This is a genomic window from Citrobacter sp. Marseille-Q6884 (assembly GCF_945906775.1).
In the GTDB taxonomy this organism is placed as follows: Bacteria; Pseudomonadota; Gammaproteobacteria; order Enterobacterales; family Enterobacteriaceae; genus Citrobacter.
Genome location: NZ_CAMDRE010000003.1, coordinates 272,094 through 289,487, shown reverse-complemented (window position 1 = coordinate 289,487; position 17,394 = coordinate 272,094). Strand labels below are relative to the sequence as shown.

13 protein-coding genes and 3 pseudogenes are annotated in these 17,394 nt (G+C 59.7%); 4 read left to right on the top strand and 12 right to left on the bottom strand.

The window, feature by feature from the left end; genetic code table 11:
• Positions 1 to 138: 138 nt before the first annotated feature.
• From N7268_RS25095 to N7268_RS25075, 5 genes and pseudogenes are all read right to left on the bottom strand, one after another.
• Positions 139 to 492, bottom strand: a complete 354-nt coding sequence (locus N7268_RS25095; RefSeq protein WP_086801900.1) for a glycerol dehydratase reactivase beta/small subunit family protein — start codon at positions 490 to 492, stop codon at positions 139 to 141.
• Between the two features lie 20 nt (positions 493 to 512).
• The gene (gene dhaT, locus N7268_RS25090; protein WP_023336801.1) at positions 513 to 1,676 is read right to left on the bottom strand and encodes a 1,3-propanediol dehydrogenase; all 1,164 of its coding nucleotides are present in this window, start codon (positions 1,674 to 1,676) and stop codon (positions 513 to 515) included.
• Positions 1,677 to 1,799: 123 nt separating this feature from the next.
• Positions 1,800 to 2,504 (bottom strand): IS6-like element IS26 family transposase, encoded by a 705-nt coding sequence (locus N7268_RS25085; RefSeq protein ID WP_001067855.1) that lies wholly within the window; start codon positions 2,502 to 2,504, stop codon positions 1,800 to 1,802.
• A gap of 46 nt (positions 2,505 to 2,550) precedes the next feature.
• A pseudogene (locus N7268_RS25080) lies at positions 2,551 to 2,715 on the bottom strand (IS3 family transposase); the annotation flags it as partial.
• Positions 2,716 to 2,861: 146 nt separating this feature from the next.
• A complete protein-coding gene (locus N7268_RS25075; protein WP_181636716.1) occupies positions 2,862 to 3,773 on the bottom strand; it encodes an IS5 family transposase in 912 nt (303 codons plus the stop codon).
• A 58-nt stretch (positions 3,774 to 3,831) separates the two neighbouring features.
• Here N7268_RS25075 and N7268_RS25070 point away from each other — a divergent pair, with 58 nt between their 5' ends.
• The 4 genes and pseudogenes from N7268_RS25070 to N7268_RS25055 form a co-directional block, all read left to right on the top strand.
• A complete protein-coding gene (locus N7268_RS25070) occupies positions 3,832 to 4,536 on the top strand; it encodes an IS6-like element IS26 family transposase (RefSeq protein WP_001067855.1) in 705 nt (234 codons plus the stop codon).
• A 38-nt stretch (positions 4,537 to 4,574) separates the two neighbouring features.
• Positions 4,575 to 7,366: pseudogene (locus N7268_RS25065) on the top strand (Tn3 family transposase); the annotation flags it as partial.
• A gap of 84 nt (positions 7,367 to 7,450) precedes the next feature.
• Positions 7,451 to 8,473, top strand: a complete 1,023-nt coding sequence (locus tag N7268_RS25060) for an IS110 family transposase (protein ID WP_000156887.1) — start codon at positions 7,451 to 7,453, stop codon at positions 8,471 to 8,473.
• A gap of 288 nt (positions 8,474 to 8,761) precedes the next feature.
• Positions 8,762 to 9,724 (top strand): annotated as a pseudogene (locus tag N7268_RS25055) (ISL3-like element ISPst2 family transposase); the annotation flags it as partial.
• A 135-nt stretch (positions 9,725 to 9,859) separates the two neighbouring features.
• Here N7268_RS25055 and N7268_RS25050 read toward each other — a convergent pair.
• The 7 genes from N7268_RS25050 to N7268_RS25020 all read right to left on the bottom strand — a co-directional run bounded on the left by N7268_RS25050 (position 9,860) and on the right by N7268_RS25020 (position 17,288).
• The gene (locus tag N7268_RS25050) at positions 9,860 to 10,912 is read right to left on the bottom strand and encodes an aldo/keto reductase (protein ID WP_043086373.1); all 1,053 of its coding nucleotides are present in this window, start codon (positions 10,910 to 10,912) and stop codon (positions 9,860 to 9,862) included.
• A 62-nt stretch (positions 10,913 to 10,974) separates the two neighbouring features.
• Positions 10,975 to 12,114, bottom strand: coding sequence for an alkene reductase (locus N7268_RS25045; protein WP_023112348.1), 1,140 nt, complete (start codon positions 12,112 to 12,114; stop codon positions 10,975 to 10,977).
• 80 nt (positions 12,115 to 12,194) lie between these two features.
• Positions 12,195 to 13,586, bottom strand: coding sequence for an NAD-dependent succinate-semialdehyde dehydrogenase (locus N7268_RS25040; protein ID WP_023102500.1), 1,392 nt, complete (start codon positions 13,584 to 13,586; stop codon positions 12,195 to 12,197).
• A gap of 70 nt (positions 13,587 to 13,656) precedes the next feature.
• Positions 13,657 to 14,826: a nitroreductase family protein gene (locus N7268_RS25035; protein WP_085007665.1), complete on the bottom strand. Its 1,170-nt coding sequence runs from the start codon at positions 14,824 to 14,826 to the stop codon at positions 13,657 to 13,659.
• A gap of 11 nt (positions 14,827 to 14,837) precedes the next feature.
• Positions 14,838 to 15,515: a type 1 glutamine amidotransferase domain-containing protein gene (locus N7268_RS25030; RefSeq protein ID WP_023102497.1), complete on the bottom strand. Its 678-nt coding sequence runs from the start codon at positions 15,513 to 15,515 to the stop codon at positions 14,838 to 14,840.
• 37 nt (positions 15,516 to 15,552) lie between these two features.
• On the bottom strand, positions 15,553 to 16,581 hold the full coding sequence (locus tag N7268_RS25025) for an NADP-dependent oxidoreductase (protein ID WP_023102496.1): 1,029 nt from the start codon (positions 16,579 to 16,581) through the stop codon (positions 15,553 to 15,555).
• 101 nt (positions 16,582 to 16,682) lie between these two features.
• Positions 16,683 to 17,288: a TetR/AcrR family transcriptional regulator gene (locus tag N7268_RS25020; RefSeq protein ID WP_023102495.1), complete on the bottom strand. Its 606-nt coding sequence runs from the start codon at positions 17,286 to 17,288 to the stop codon at positions 16,683 to 16,685.
• Between the last annotated feature and the right edge of the window lie 106 nt (positions 17,289 to 17,394).

Genomic DNA, 17,394 nt, shown 5'->3' with positions numbered 1-17,394 from the left:
GTACCAGCGTACGGCCCACAGAATGATGTCACGCTGAAAATGCCGGCCTTTGAATGGGTTCATGTGCAGCTCCATCAGCAAAAGGGGATGATAAGTTTATCACCACCGACTATTTGCAACAGTGCCGATACGATACATTCAGTTTCTCTCACTTAACGGCAGGACTTTAACCAGCTGCCCGGCGTTGGCGCCGAGCGTACGCAGATGATCGTCGCTATCGGTGACGTGTCCGGTAGCCAGCGGCGCGTCCGCCGGCAGCTGGGCATGAGTGAGGGCTATCTCGCCGGACGCGCTGAGCCCGATACCCACCCGCAGGGGCGAGCTTCTGGCCGCCAGGGAGCCCAGCGCAGCGGCGTCACCGCCTCCGTCATAGGTTATGGTCTGGCAGGGGACCCCCTGCTCCTCCAGCCCCCAGCACAGCTCATTGATGGCGCCGGCATGGTGCCCGCGCGGATCGTAAAACAGGCGTACGCCTGGCGGTGAAAGCGACATGACGGTCCCCTCGTTAACACTCAGAATGCCTGGCGGAAAATCGCGGCAATCTCCTGCTCGTTGCCTTTACGCGGGTTCGAGAACGCATTGCCGTCTTTCAGAGCCATCTCAGCCATGTAGGGGAAGTCGGCCTCTTTTACTCCCAGATCGCGCAGATGCTGCGGAATACCGATATCCATCGACAGACGCGTGATAGCGGCGATGGCTTTTTCCGCCGCGTCGAGAGTGGACAGTCCGGTGATATTTTCGCCCATCAGTTCAGCAATCTCGGCGAATTTCTCCGGGTTGGCGATCAGGTTGTAGCGGGCCACATGCGGCAGCAGGACAGCGTTGGCCACGCCGTGCGGCATGTCGTACAGGCCGCCCAGCTGGTGCGCCATGGCGTGCACGTAGCCGAGGTTGGCGTTATTGAAAGCCATCCCGGCCAGCAGAGAGGCATAGGCCATGTTTTCCCGCGCCTGCAGATTGCTGCCGAGGGCCACGGCCTGGCGCAGGTTGCGGGCGATGAGGCGGATCGCCTGCATGGCGGCGGCGTCCGTCACCGGGTTAGCGTCTTTGGAGATATAGGCCTCTACGGCGTGGGTCAGGGCATCCATCCCGGTCGCCGCGGTCAGGGCGGCCGGTTTACCGATCATCAGCAGCGGATCGTTGATAGAGACCGACGGCAGGTTGCGCCAGCTGACGATCACAAACTTCACTTTGGTTTCGGTGTTGGTCAGGACGCAGTGGCGGGTGACCTCGCTGGCGGTGCCGGCGGTGGTATTGACCGCGACGATAGGCGGCAGCGGGTTGGTCAGGGTCTCGATTCCGGCATACTGGTACAGATCGCCCTCATGGGTGGCGGCGATGCCGATGCCTTTGCCGCAATCGTGCGGGCTGCCGCCGCCCACGGTGACGATGATGTCGCACTGTTCGCGGCGAAACACGGCGAGGCCGTCGCGCACGTTGGTGTCTTTCGGGTTCGGCTCGACGCCGTCAAAGATCGCCACCTCGATCCCGGCCTCCCGCAGATAATGCAGGGTTTTGTCCACCGCGCCATCTTTAATTGCCCGCAGGCCTTTGTCGGTGACCAGCAGGGCTTTTTTCCCCCCCAGCAGCTGGCAGCGTTCGCCGACTACGGAAATGGCGTTGGGGCCAAAAAAGTTAACGTTTGGCACCAGATAATCAAACATACGATAGCTCATAATATACCTTCTCGCTTCAGGTTGTATGGGTCCACCACATATTGCAATTTTTACTCTCACGTAAAATATAGGGCACTGTTGCAAAGTTAGCGATGAGGCAGCCTTTTGTCTTATTCAAAGGCCTTACATTTCAAAAACTCTGCTTACCAGGCGCATTTCGCCCAGGGGATCACCATAATAAAATGCTGAGGCCTGGCCTTTGCGTAGTGCACGCATCACCTCAATACCTTTGATGGTGGCGTAAGCCGTCTTCATGGATTTAAATCCCAGCGTGGCGCCGATTATCCGTTTCAGTTTGCCATGATCGCATTCAATCACGTTGTTCCGGTACTTAATCTGTCGGTGTTCAACGTCAGACGGGCACCGGCCTTCGCGTTTGAGCAGAGCAAGCGCGCGACCATAGGCGGGCGCTTTATCCGTGTTGATGAATCGCGGGATCTGCCACTTCTTCACGTTGTTGAGGATTTTACCCAGAAACCGGTATGCAGCTTTGCTGTTACGACGGGAGGAGAGATAAAAATCGACAGTGCGGCCCCGGCTGTCGACGGCCCGGTACAGATACGCCCAGCGGCCATTGACCTTCACGTAGGTTTCATCCATGTGCCACGGGCAAAGATCGGAAGGGTTACGCCAGTACCAGCGCAGCCGTTTTTCCATTTCAGGCGCATAACGCTGAACCCAGCGGTAAATCGTGGAGTGATCGACATTCACTCCGCGTTCAGCCAGCATCTCCTGCAGCTCACGGTAACTGATGCCGTATTTGCAGTACCAGCGTACGGCCCACAGAATGATGTCACGCTGAAAATGCCGGCCTTTGAATGGGTTCATGTGCAGCTCCATCAGCAAAAGGGGATGATAAGTTTATCACCACCGACTATTTGCAACAGTGCCAAATATAGTCCACTGGCGTCATCAGTTCGAGTGATTTATGTGGCCTTTTGCTGTTATACAGCACCAGATATTCAGCCATTCTTTGATTAAACAAATTCAGGTCCTCAAAAAGCAACAATTCATTGAATTCAATAAATTGTTCTCTAAGGAAGGTGCGAATAAGCAGGTCATTTCTTCCCAAGCTGACTCGCTGATTAAAATTTCGCGGATCTGGGCCGATTTTTTTCCCGCAAACACATCGAATCAGCCTATTTAGGCTATTTTTTCCACCATTTCTGGCGTTATTTCCGGTTTTTACTGAGATCTCTCCCACTGACGTATCATTTGGTCCACCCGAAACAGGTTGGCCAGGGTGAATAACATCGCCAGTTGGTTATCGTTTTTCAGCAGCCCCTTGTATCTGGCTTTCACGAAGCCGAACTGCCGCTTGATGATGCGAAACGGGTGCTCCACCCTGGCACGGATGCTGGCTTTCATGTATTCGATGTTGATGGCCGTTTTGTTCTTGCGCGGATGCTGCTTCAAAGTTTTTACCCTGCCGGGACGCCCGGCGATCAGCCAGTCCACATCCACCTCGGCCAGCTCCTCGCGCTGTGGCGCTCCTTGGTAGCCGGCATCGGCTGAGACAAATTGCTCCTCTCCATGAAGCAGATTACCCAGCTGATTGAGGTCATGCTCGTTGGCCGCGGTGGTGACCAGGCTGTGGGTCAGGCCACTCTTGGCATCGACACCAATGTGGGCCTTCATGCCAAAGTGCCACTGATTGCCTTTCTTGGTCTGATGCATCTCCGGATCGCGTTGCTGCTCTTTGTTCTTGGTAGAGCTGGGTGCCTCAATGATGATGGCATCCACCAAAGTGCCTTGGGTCATCATGACGCCTGCTTCGGCCAGCCAGCGATTGATGGTCTTGAACAATTGACGGGCCAGTTGATGCTGCTCGAGCAGGTGGCGGAAATTCATGATGGTGGTGCGATCCGGCAGGGCGCTATCCAGGGATAATCGGGCAAACAGGCGCATGGAGGCGATTTCGTACAGGGCATCTTCCATGGCACCGTCGCTCAGGTTGTACCAATGCTGCATGCAGTGAATACGCAGCATGGTCTCCAGCGGATAGGGCCGTCGGCCATTGCCCGCCTTGGGATAAAACGGCTCGATGACAGCGGTCATATTCTGCCATGGCAGAATATGACCGCTGTCATCGGGCACTGTTGCAAATAGTCGGTGGTGATAAACTTATCATCCCCTTTTGCTGATGGAGCTGCACATGAACCCATTCAAAGGCCGGCATTTTCAGCGTGACATCATTCTGTGGGCCGTACGCTGGTACTGCAAATACGGCATCAGTTACCGTGAGCTGCAGGAGATGCTGGCTGAACGCGGAGTGAATGTCGATCACTCCACGATTTACCGCTGGGTTCAGCGTTATGCGCCTGAAATGGAAAAACGGCTGCGCTGGTACTGGCGTAACCCTTCCGATCTTTGCCCGTGGCACATGGATGAAACCTACGTGAAGGTCAATGGCCGCTGGGCGTATCTGTACCGGGCCGTCGACAGCCGGGGCCGCACTGTCGATTTTTATCTCTCCTCCCGTCGTAACAGCAAAGCTGCATACCGGTTTCTGGGTAAAATCCTCAACAACGTGAAGAAGTGGCAGATCCCGCGATTCATCAACACGGATAAAGCGCCCGCCTATGGTCGCGCGCTTGCTCTGCTCAAACGCGAAGGCCGGTGCCCGTCTGACGTTGAACACCGACAGATTAAGTACCGGAACAACGTGATTGAATGCGATCATGGCAAACTGAAACGGATAATCGGCGCCACGCTGGGATTTAAATCCATGAAGACGGCTTACGCCACCATCAAAGGTATTGAGGTGATGCGTGCACTACGCAAAGGCCAGGCCTCAGCATTTTATTATGGTGATCCCCTGGGCGAAATGCGCCTGGTAAGCAGAGTTTTTGAAATGTAAGGCCTTTGAATAAGACAAAAGGCTGCCTCATCGCTAACTTTGCAACAGTGCCAAAAATCCCACCCTCTGATGCGCTGCTGAAGCATATCGCCAGCAGGCTAAAGCTTACCGGGGATCTCTGGCCCGCTTACCTTTCCGGCAGGGATACGACCCGGCGTGAGCATTTAACCGAACTGTACCGCTATCTTGGCGTAAAGGCGTTCACCGGCAAAATACAGCAAGACTGTATTACACACCTGCTTTCGATGGCGACGCGCACCGATAAAGGTATTCTCCTGGCCGAAGAGTTACTGGTCTGGCTCCGGCAGAACAACGTGATCATCCCCGCGATTGACGTCGTGGAGCGTACCTGTGCGGAGGCCATGGCTGGCGGCGATAAAATCGTATTTCAGACCCTGAATGCCCCGTTAACTCCGGCCCACAGGGATGCCCTGGATCGTTTACTGGAGTCATCAGATAATCAGCCTTCCAGGCTGACATGGCTTCTGCAACCGCCGGGTAAAATCAATGGTAAGAACGTGCTGCAACATCTTGATCGGCTCAGTAGCATTGAATCGCTGGCATTACCTGAAGGTATAGATCGTACCATTCACCAGAACAGGTTGCTGAAACTTGCGCGGGAAGGCCGAAAGATGAGTAGCCGGGATTTGACCCGATTTTCAGCAGCCCGGCGTCATGCGATCCTGGTGTGCGTGCTGGAAGAAGCCAGAGCCACACTGACAGACGAAGTAATTGAGCTGCATGAGCGAATGCTGAACAGCCTTTTCAGCAAAGCCAAAAGAACACAGGCTGAGCGCCTTCAGCAGACCGGAAAGCTGATCCAGTCAAAACTGAGGCAGTATATCGATGTCGGTCAGGCGCTGTCTGATGCCCGTGATTCCGGTGGAGATCCATGGCTCGCAATAGAAAACATACTCCCATGGCATGAATTTGTCGCCAGTCTGGAGGAAACACGCCATCTCGCCAGAAAAAATAATTTTGACCCGCTGCATATTATTACCGAGAAATACAGCACATTACGGAAATATGCCCCGCGCATGTTGTCCGCTTTACAGTTAGTCGCAACCCCGGCCGCGCAACCTCTGGCTGATGCACTGGTTGTGATCAAGGAGATGTACCGGAAGCACTCACGTAAAGTTCCGGCGGCAGCGCCGCTTGAGTTTGTCCCTGAAAGCTGGCGCAAGGTGGTGATTACACCTGCGGGTATTGACCGGCAGTACTATGAATTTTGTGCGCTCAGCGAGCTTAAGGGGGCGTTGCGCTCCGGGGATATCTGGGTTAAAGGCTCGCGCCGCTACAAAAATTTTGATGATTACCTCATCCCCGAAAAGGACTTTGACAAACTCACGCCGGCCCTGCCACTGCCCGTATCTGCTGATTATCATGAGTACATTACCAGCCGTATGACCCTGCTTCAGTCCAGACTTGAAGAGGTCAATGCCATGGCTGCCCTTGGTGAACTGCCTGATGTGGAAATATCTGACAGGGGCGTAAAAGTCTCTCCGCTGGATAACTGCGTTCCGGCGCAGGTTTCACCGCTGGCAGAGCTGGTTTACAGCATGCTACCGCGACCTAAAATCACGGAAATTCTCGATGAGGTAAACAGCTGGACGACGTTTACCCGACATTTTTCGCATATAAAAAATGACATTACCCGTCCCGATACCCGACTGCTCCTCACCACCATTCTTGCGGATGGCATCAACCTTGGCCTGACCAAAATGGCAGAAGCCTGCCCCGGGAGCACCAAATCATCACTCGAAGATATTCAGGCATGGTACATCCGTGATGAAACTTATTCAGCCGCTCTTGCAGAGCTGGTAAATGCGCAGGGAAAAAGGTCTCTGGCGGCATTCTGGGGAGACGGGACAGCGTCATCATCAGACGGACAAAATTTCAGAACAGGCAGCTCAGGCCGCTACGCAGGGCAGGTTAACCCGAAATATGGGCAGGAGCCTGGACGTCAGTTTTATACCCATATATCGGATCAATACAGCCCGTTTTACACCTGCATAATCAGCCGGGTCAGGGATTCAACCCATGTTCTCGATGGCTTGCTGTACCACGAAAGCGACCTGGAAATCAGGGAGCATTACACCGATACTGCGGGTTTCACCGATCATGTCTTTGCCCTGATGCATCTGCTGGGATTTGCGTTCTGTCCACGAATCAGGGATCTCCACGACAAGAAACTGTTTATCAAAGGGAAAGCAGACCAATACCCGGCGCTTCAGTCACTGATATCAACGACCAGCCTGAATCTGAAAGAGATCGAAATTCACTGGCGTGAAGTGCTGCGTCTGGCAACCTCGATAAAGCAGGGAACCGTGACGGCATCCCTGATGCTGAAAAAGCTTGCCAGCTACCCCAAGCAAAACGGACTTGCCAAAGCACTGAGAGAAATTGGCCGTATTGAACGAACGCTGTTTATGCTCGACTGGTTCCGCGATCCGGCACTGCGTCGGCGTGTACAGGCGGGACTGAATAAAGGAGAAGCCCGTAACGCGCTGGCGCGTGCGGTATTCCTGCACCGGCTGGGTGAAATCAGGGACCGAAAACCGGAAAATCAGAGCTATCGCGCCAGTGGACTAACGCTCCTGACAGCTGCCATATCCCTGTGGAATACCGTCTATATGGAAAGAGCGGTCGATGCGCTGAAGCGTAAAGGGGTGAAGATCAACGAGCAACTGCTGTCGCATTTGTCGCCCTTAGGCTGGGAGCACATCAATCTGACAGGAGATTATATCTGGAAAAGCAACCGGATACCCGCTTCCGGTAAGTTTCGTCGGCTGAGGCCAGCTAAAGTAGAAAGGTCAAAAAACAACCTTAACGAATGGAAGGGACTTCCCCTGATTATGCGCCTGATTAACTCTTGTGCAATCATGGGGTACACATCGTCCCGGAGGAATTCGTTATGACTATCACGACTGTCGGTATCGATCTTGCTAAAAATGTGTTTGCTGTTCACGGTGTTGATCAAAATGGTAGAACTGTTCTGGTTAAGCCTAAAGTATCGCGTGCTGCACTTCCTGAGTTAATTGCAAGTTTGCCTCCCTGTGTTATCGGGATGGAAGCATGCTCCGGGGCTCACTACTGGGCAAGATTGTTTCGGCAGTATGGTCATGAGCCACGTCTGATGGCTGCTAAGTTTGTATCGCCTTATCGTATGGCCGGAAAATCAGGAAAAAATGATGCAGCTGATGCTCAGGCTATCTGTGAAGCTGTTCGTCGTCCGCATATGCGGTTCGTACCAGTGAAAGACGAAAGCCAGCAGGCCATGCAGTGTTTACATCGTACCCGTCAGGGTTTTATCGAAGAGAAAACAGCAACGTATAATCGTCTGCGAGGATTGATATCTGAATTCGGTGTCATCGCGCCACAAAGTGCTGATGCCCTGCGCCACATGGTTTCTGTGCAGAAGAGCTCTTTACCGCTTCAGGTTCAGCAATGTGTTGATGATTTGATGGAACACGTTGATCGCATTGAAGCTAACATCACTGAATATGACCGAATTTTGTCCCACATAGCCAAAACAGATCATCGCAGTCAGCGGCTGATGGAGCTAAAGGGCGTTGGTCCCACAACGGCCTGTGCACTGGTCGCCAGTATCGGTAATGCACATGATTTTAAAAATGGACGTCAACTGGCAGCCTGGCTGGGGCTGACGCCATCACAATACAGCAGCGGGGGAAAGTCGAAACTCGGCAGGATCACAAAAGCCGGTGATTCGTATCTGCGAACGCTTCTGGTTCAGGGGGCTCGTTCAGTGCTTATTGGCGCCGGGAAAAGGACTGACTCATTCAGCCGTTGGGTTTGTATGTTGGTTGAGCGCAGAGGGTACTGGCGGGCTGTTGTGGCCATCGCCGCCAAAAATGCGCGGCTGTGTTGGGCATCACTACATTACGGTGATGATTTCCGGCTGTACTCAGTCAACTAAAGCTCGAAGCTGTATAACCATCTGACCTGCAATTCGTTGATGATAAAGGGTTAGACCCCGTGAGGCCTATCTGGCTATTGTACAGGATATACGTATCCGCTTAACGAACAAGAACCTCACGCGCGTCTTTCATCAGGGCCCGAATCGATGACGATTCATCATGGCCGTTTATAGTACCGCAGTCTCTCCCCTTTATTTTTACTGAAGAGCAGACAGAAACCATAAATACCGGCTTTGACATGCCGGGGAAGTCCTTATAGTACAATAATTTTCGATATCCAAACTGACCCCTTCAACCACCCCTACACCTTTGTGGCGGCACAGACCGGCCTGGACGAGAAGACGGTGCGCGACATCTTCAACGCCCGCGCCGAGTTCCTGGGGCGCTGGCACCGCTTCGAGACGCCCCGCATCCTGGGCATTGACGAGCTATACCTGAACAAGCGCTACCGCTGCATTCTGACCAACATTGAGGAGCGAACCCTGCTCGACCTGCTGGCCACCCGCCGCCAGGACGTGGTGACCAACTACCTGATGAAGCTGAAAGACCGGCAGAAGGTCGAGATCGTCAGCATGGACATGTGGAACCCCTACCGGGCAGCGGTCAAGGCTGTGCTGCCCCAGGCCCGTATCGTGGTCGATAAGTTCCATGTGGTGCGCATGGCCAACGATGCCCTAGAGAGAGTGCGCAAGGGCCTCAGAAAGGAGCTGAAACCGTCCCAGAGCCGGACTCTCAAGGGAGACCGGAAAATCCTGCTGAAACGCGCTCACGAAGTCTCAGACCGGGAGCGCCTCATCATGGAGACCTGGACAGGCGCGTTCCCGCAACTGCTGGCCGCCTACGAGCACAAGGAGCGCTTCTACGGCATCTGGGACGCCACCACACGGCTCCAGGCAGAAGCCGCCCTGGACGAGTGGATAGCCACCATCCCGAAGGGCCAAAAGGAAGTCTGGAGCGATCTGGTCAGGGCAGTGGGAAACTGGCGCGAAGAGACCATGACCTACTTCGAGACGGACATGCCCGTCACCAACGCTTACACGGAGTCCATCAACCGACTGGCCAAGGACAAGAACCGTGAAGGGCGCGGTTACTCCTTCGAGGTGATGCGGGCACGAATGCTCTACACCACGAAGCACAAGAAGAAGGCACCGACTGCGAAGGTCTCTCCTTTCTACAAGAAAACCATCGGTTACGGACTGCCGGACTTCGCAGAGGAACTCAACTACGGAGTCGATCTATCAACCATCTGAGGGTGGTATCAGATTGATGGGGTGAAGGTGCCCCATCAACCATTAAATCCGTATACCCTAGAAAATCTTCATGATGTCAACTCCTAAGGGTCAAGGGATCGGAAAAGAGCGGACCGGAGTGGTCCGCGACGAATTTCAGGAAGAAAGGCCGGACCAGCGGTCCACGGGGCCGAGCCGATCCGCGTTCTGCACTTCCAGCACCCAGCCGGGGTACTCGCGCAGCAAGGCGCTGGCCGCATCAAGCGCGGTCAGCTCCACCTCGCTCAGCGCCAGTTCGACGGCGGCAAGATTGTCGTGCAACTGCTCCAGGCGCCGGGCGCCGACGATCACCGAGGTCACCACCGGCCGCGACAGCAGCCAGGCCAGCGCGACGCGGGCGACACTGCAGCCGTGCGCCGCAGCTATCGGTTTCATCGCCTCGACGACGTTCCAGGCCCGTTCCTTGTCGACGAACGGGAAGTCGAACTCCGAGCGACGCGCGCCTTCCGGCTTCTGGTGCTCGCGGTCGAACTTGCCCGAGAGCAGCCCGCCGGCCAGTGGACTCCACACCAGCAGCCCGATCTTCTCGGCCTGCAGCAGCGGTACGAGTTCGCGTTCGATGTCGCGCCCGGCAATCGAGTAGTACGCCTGCAGGGTATCGAAGCGGGCCAGGTTGCGCGCTTCGGAGACGCCCAGCGCGCGGGCGATCTTCCACGCCTGCCAGTTGGAGACGCCGACGTAGCGGACCTTGCCCTGGCGCACCAGGTCATCGAGCGCGCGCAGGGTTTCCTCGATAGGCGTGACCGGATCGTTGGCATGGATCTGGTAAAGGTCGATGTGATCGGTCTGCAGGCGCCGCAGGCTGGCCTCCACCGCATCGAGGATGTGGCCGCGCGAAGCGCCCACATCGTTGCGCCCGGGGCCGGTGCGGGTATAGCCCTTGGTCGCCAGCACCACATCCTTGCGGGCGATGCCGAGGTTGCGCAGCGACTGGCCAAGCACCTGCTCGCTGCTGCCGGCCGAATAGGCATCGGCGGTGTCGAAGAAGTTGATCCCGCCGTCGACGGCAGCCTTGACTATCGCGTCGGCCTCGTCCTGGCCGGCGCTGCCGATGTGCCGGAAGATGCCCTGGCCGTCGCCGAAAGTCATCGTGCCCAGGCACAGCGAAGAGACCAGCAAGCCGGTGTTCCCCAGCGTCTTGTATTCCATCGCGATGTCCTCTGTGGTGAGGGCGGCCATGGCTGCCCGGTGGGTGATGCGACGCGCGCCGGCTAGCCGGCGTGGACCGGATAATCCGTGTAGCCTGCCGTACCGCCGCCATACATGGTGGCGGGGTTCAGCGCATTGAGCGGCCAGCCGTGCGCGATGCGCGCCGGCAGATCAGGGTTGGCGATGAACGGGCGACCAAAGGCGATCAGATCGGCCAGCCCCGCCTCAAGCAGGCGCTCGCCGCGCTCGGCGGTGTAGCGACCGGCGACGATGATGCGTCCGCTGAACGTCTGGCGCAGGTCGCGACGAAAGTCCTCGGGCAGTTCCGGGGCGTTGTCCCAGTCGGCCTCGGCGATCGAGACATAGCCGATTCCCGCCTCCTCCAGCACCCTGGCGGCAGCGATGTAGGTCGCGTGCGGATCGTCCTCGACCAGGCCCAGGTAGACGCGATCCTCATCGGTCGTGGTGAACAGCGGCGAGAAGCGCACGCCCAGGCGCTGCGGGCCGACCACGCCGGCCACCGCCTGGACCACCTCGCGCAGAAAACGCAGGCGGTTGTCCAGCGAGCCACCATACTCGTCGTCGCGCTGGTTGGTACGGGCGGAGATGAACTGGTTAACTAGGTAGCCATTGGCGGCGTGGATCTCCACGCCGTCGAAGCCGGCGTCCAGCGCGTTGCGGGCAGCCTGGGCATAGAGCTGCACCAGCTCCTTGACTTCGGCGGTGCTCAGGGCGCGCGGCACTGACGGCGGCACCAGGGTACCGGCGCCGGGGGCAGTCTCTATGAACACGCTGACCCGGTCGGCCGGGATCGCAGAGGGAGCGACGGGGGCCGCGCCCCCCGGCTGCAGCGCGCTGTGGGAGACGCGACCGACGTGCCAGAGCTGGGCGAAGATGATCCCGCCTTCGGCGTGTACGGCCTCGGTGACCTTGCGCCAGCCCTCGACCTGGGCCGGGCTGTAGATGCCCGGGGTCCAGGCATAGCCCTCGCCGCGCGGCTCGATCTGGGTGCCCTCGCTGATCAGCAGGCCGGCACCGGCGCGCTGCTGGTAATAAGTGGCCATCAGCTCATTGGCGGCATTGCCGGGCTGGGTGCTGCGTTGCCGGGTCAACGGCGGCAGCACGATACGATTCTTCAGTGTGTAGCTGCCGAGTTGCAAGGGCCGGAAAAGGCTTCGGTTGCTCAAGATGTTTTCCTTCATGTTGTGAGCAGAACGGGGTTGGGCGCCGCCAATCGTTCCCGCGATGAGAGCGGGAGCGACTGGCCGCCGGCCGGCCCGCATCAGAACGGCGCGTCGATATCGACCACGTCGATCAGCTTGTGGTTGACGAACTCCTTCAGGCCCAGGCCTAGCAGCTCGCGGCCGTAGCCGGAGCGGCGCACTCCGCCGAACGGCAGGTCGGCCTTGGCCATGGTCGGGTGGTTGACGAACACCATGCCGGTGGAGATGCGCTTGGCGACTTCCGCGCCATGTTTGGCGTCGGCGGTGAACACCGAGCCACCCAGGCCGAACGGCGAGTCGTTGGCGATGGCGATCGCCTCTTCCTCATCGGCGGCGCGGTAGATCAGCGACACCGGCCCGAAGAACTCCCAGTAGTAGGCTGGGTTGTCCGGGGTCACGCCGGTGAGGATGGTCGGCTGCACGAAGGCGCCTTGGGTCGGCACCTTGGGTCCGACCTCAGTGGCGGTAGCGCCGTGGGCGACAGCTTGACGAATCTGCTCCTTGATGTCGTCGGCGGCTTTCTGCGAGGACAATGGCGCCAGGGTGGTTGCCGCATCGAAGGGGTCGCCCGCCTTGAGCGCGGCCACGCCCTCGGTGTAGCGGCGCAGGAACTCGTCGTAGATGGCCTCGACCAGGATGATGCGCTTGGAGGACACGCAGACCTGGCCGGCATTCCAGTGGCGACCGAACACCGCCCACTTCACGGTCTTGTCCAGTTCGGCGTCGGCCAGTACCACGAAGGCGTCGGCGCCCCCCAGTTCCAGCGTCGACTTCTTCAGCGCCTTGCCGGCCTGGGCGGCGACCACTGCGCCGGCACCCTCCGAGCCGGTCAAGGCCACGCCGTGCACGCGCGGATCGTTGATGATGGTCTCGATCTGCTGGCGCGTGGCGTAGAGGTTCTTGAAGGCGCCTTGCGGCAAGCCCGCGTCGAGCATCAGTTTCTCGAAGGCGTCCGCGCTCTGCGGCACGTTGGCGGCGTGCTTGAGCAACAAGGTATTGCCAGCGGCCAGCTGCGGAGCCAGGATGCGGGCGATCTGGTAGTAGGGGAAATTCCACGGCTCGATCGCCAGGATCACGCCCAGCGGCTCGTGCACCAGCAGCGCGTCGCCTTCGGCCGGATCGGCCACCGGCAATTTCTCCGGTGCCAGCAGGGCTTCGGCGTGCTTCACGTAGTACTCAAAGATGCGCGCGGACAGCTCGACCTCGGCCAGCGCTTCGGCGGTGATCTTGCCCATCTCCAGGGTCAGCAGCCCCGCATGCGCCTCGGCATTCTCGCGCAGCAGGTCGGCGGCGCGCTGCAGGATCGCACCGCGCTCTTCGAACGAGCGCTCGCGCCAGGCCAGGAAGGCTTCATGGGCGGCGCCGATGGCCTGGGAGACTTCGGCGTCGGTAGCGTCGGGGAAGGTCTTGACGACTTCGCCGGTGTAGGGGTTGGTGGTGGCGTAGGCCATAGCTATGACTCCTTGCAGCAGTGAACGAACAAGTTGCGTTCGGCTCGACACGAGCCGGACGCGGTGGGTTTCAGCGCAGGGCGAAGCCGAGCGCGTTCAGGGCCTCGCGCAGGCGGTGGCGGCCCATCAACGCTTCGGCACTGCCGACGCGCTGCAATGACGTCTGCGACCAGGGCCGGTCGTCGCGTTGCTGGTCCTGCTGGAAGCGGCGCATCAGCGGGTCGTAATGCCCCACCGCGACCGCCTCGCCCGCGGCGTCGTAGTGCTCGCGGTGCAGCACCGCCGCCTGCGCCAGGCGCGGCTTGATCTCGGCCGGGCGGGCCTGATCGGGATGGCCCACGCACATGCCGAACACCACGAAGCTGTCCTGCGGCAGGCCCAGTTCGGCGGCGGCCGCCTCCGGCTGGTTGCGCATGCCGCCGATATAGACGATGCCCAGCCCCTGGGCCTCGAAGGCGACCACGGCGTTCTGCGCGGCCAGCGCGGTGTCGACCACACCGACGGTGTAGCTCTCCAGGTAGTCGATACCGTCGGTCGCCACGCCTTGCGCGGCACCGAGCCGGCGCAGCCGCGACCAGTCGGCGACCCAGGCCAGGAACAGCGGGGCCTCGGCCACGTGCCGCTGGCCGCCTGCCAGCTCGGCCAGCCGCGCCCGCCGCGCGGGGTCGCGCACGGCGATCACGCTCCATGGCTGCAGGTTGGACGAACTGGAGGCCGATTGCGCGGCGGCGATGGCGAGTTCAAGCGCCTCGTCGTCGACCGGCTGATCGGTGTAGGCGCGCACCGAGCGGTGCGCCAGCAGCGCCGCCAGGACGGCGGGAACGGGCGGCAACGGTCGGGTGGCAACCTCCCCGTAGCGGGCCTGCCACGCAGTGGCGGGATCAATTTGTTGGGATGTCATGCCAGATTCCTGTGCGTGTGTGGGAGCGTCGACCCAGGCCGCAGGCGGCGCATCGATACCGTCGAGCAGGACCACGCGGTATTCCGCGCCCTTGAACCGGTGCGCTCGTGCCGCCTGGTAGGCGGGGCTGTGATACCAGGCGCGCGCGGCCTGCATATCGGGAAAGCGCAGGATCACGCCGCCCTCGATCGTCGGGCCTTCCAGCACTTCGAAATCGTCATAGAACGCCAACGGCGTCAGGTCGTGCCCTTCGCGCGCGGCTGGAGCTTCCTTGGCGTAGGTGTCAAGTTCGCCGGCGTCGAGGGTGCGTTCTCGCAGGAAAACCACATAAGCGGACATGTTCAGACTCCTCACAGAAGGGAAAGCAGGGCCTTGGCGGCGTCGGCGGACGAGGCCGGGTTCTGGCCGGTGACCAGCAGGCCGTCGGTCTGCACATGCGAGGCCCAGTCGGCGCCCTGGCTGTAGTGGCCGCCATTGGCCTTGAGCACGTCTTCGACCAGGAACGGCACCACCTCGGTCAGGCCGACCGCTTCCTCCTCGCTGTTGCTGAAGCCGGTCACCCGCTTGCCGGCGACCAGCGGCTTGCCGTCGACGCCCTCGGCGTGGCGCAGCACGCCCGGCGCGTGGCAGACCGCACCGACCGGCTTGCCGGCCCTGACCGCCGCCTCGATCAGGCCGATCGAGGCGGGGTCTTCGGCCAGATCCCAGAGCGGGCCGTGGCCGCCGGGGTAGAACACCGCATCGAATTCGCCGATGGCGACTTCGGACAGCTTGCGGGTGTTGGCCAGCGCCTTCATCGCGTCGGCGTCGGACTGGAAGCGGCGGGTGGCCTCAGTCTGGGCGTCGGGTTCGTCGCTCTTGGGGTCGAGAGGCGGCTGGCCGCCCCTGGGCGAGGCCAGTGTCAGGGTCGCGCCGGCATCGTGGAAGGCGTAGTAGGGTGCGGCCAGTTCCTCCAGCCAGAAACCGGTCTTCCTGCCGGTGTCGCCGAGCTGGTCGTGAGAGGTGAGGACGACGAGAATGTTTGCCATGTGGAAGTTCTCCTTGGAATGATGAAGATGGAAAGGTTCAGGCGCCGGCCACGCGCACCACGACCTTGCCGAAGTGCTTACCGGCCAGCAGGTCGATCAGCGCCTGCGGCGCGCGCTCCAACCCCTCGACGAAGTCCTCGCGGAGCTTGACCTTGCCCGCGGCGACCCAGCCGCCCATGTCGCACTGGAAGGCTGTGAAGCCGTCGGCGTAGTGATCGCTGATGATGAAGCCCTGGAGCAGCAGGCGCTTGCGCAGCACCAGGCCCAGCAGCTGCGGCATACGGTCCGGGCTGGGCGGCAGGCCGGTGTCGTTGTAATGCGCGATCAGCCCGCACACCGGCACGCGGGCGCCGACGTTGAGTCGCGGCAGCACGGCGTCGAGCACTGCACCACCGACGTTCTCGTAGTAGACGTCGATGCCCTGCGGCGTGGCGGCCGCCAGTTGCTCGGCGAAGTCAGGCGCACGGTGGTCGAGGCAGACGTCAAAGCCCAGCGCTTCCACCGCGTAGCGGCATTTCTCCTCCCCGCCGGCGATGCCGATGGCGCGCGCACCCTTGAGCCTGGCAAGCTGCCCGACCACCGAGCCGACCGCGCCGGTGGCCGAGGCGACGACCACGGTCTCGCCCGCTTGCGGCCGGCCGATGTTCAGCAGGCCGTGGTAGGCGGTGAACCCCGGCATGCCCAGCACGCTCAGCGCCAGCGAGGGCTGCGCCAGGCTGCGGTCGAGCAGGCTCAGGCCATGCCCGTCGGACAACGTGTGGCTCTGCCAGCCGGTATCGCCGAGCACCAGATCGCCGGGTTGAAAATCGGGGTGATGCGAGACCGCCACCCGGCTCACCGCGCCGCCGCTCGGCACCGCGCCCAGTTCCCACGGCGGCGCGTAGGACGGTGCATCGCTCATCCGCCCGCGCATGTACGGGTCGAGCGAGAGATAGAGCGTCTCCAACAGCAATTGACCCGCGGCGGATTGAGGCAGCGGCCCCTGCTCCAGCCGGAAGTCTTCCGGCTTCGGCTCGCCCACAGGGCGCGAGGCAAGCACGATGCGGGTCTGGGTGATCTCAGTCATGAGTGAGCTCCTTGAGGATGTGAGGTAAAGGCGGCCAAACAAAACAGATACATTGCTTGATTAGACCGGTCGTATAGCTCCCGGACAAAAAAACTGGTGTTTCAGGTGCCGACCGCAGCAGGCAGCCCCAGCAACCCACGCGTAGCGGTCAATGCGGACTCAAGAGGTACGCGGTCGCGCGTAATCTTGGCGCGCAAGCTCGCCCCTAGCCACAATTGGTACAGCGTGGTCGCCATGGCGCTGGCATCCGGCTGCGAGGCAAGGGAGCCGTCTGCTACGCCAGCCTCGATGGCACGGGTCAGGCGCGCAATGATGCGTGCAGTCCCATAATCGAGGACGGAACGCATCGCTTCGGAAAGGTCGCTGACCTCGGCGGCCAGCTTGACCGCCAGGCACTTGCCTTTCGGATCGCAGGTTGCCTGGGTCTCCAGCCAGTGCTCGAAATAGGCCATCAAGCGCTCCCCGGCCGACACGTCGGACCGAGCCAGCACGGCATCAAGCGCAGCCAGGTAATCGGTGAAATAGTTTTCCAGCAAGGCCTCACCAAACGCCTCCTTCGACCCGAAGTAATGATAGAACGAGCCCTTGGGCACGCTCGAGGCATGGAGGATTTCATTCAGGCCAACGGCACTGAAGCCCTTACCGCCAATGATGCTTTGCGCGGTAGTCAGGATGTGTTGGCGAACGTCGTTCGTAGTATTGGTCATGCGATGCAGTATATTCCAAATTAGACCAGTCGGCTAGTCCTTAAATGCTCCTGCTCCAAATCACACGCCGATCAGTGGCTAAAAATGGAACATCTCCAACCTAATG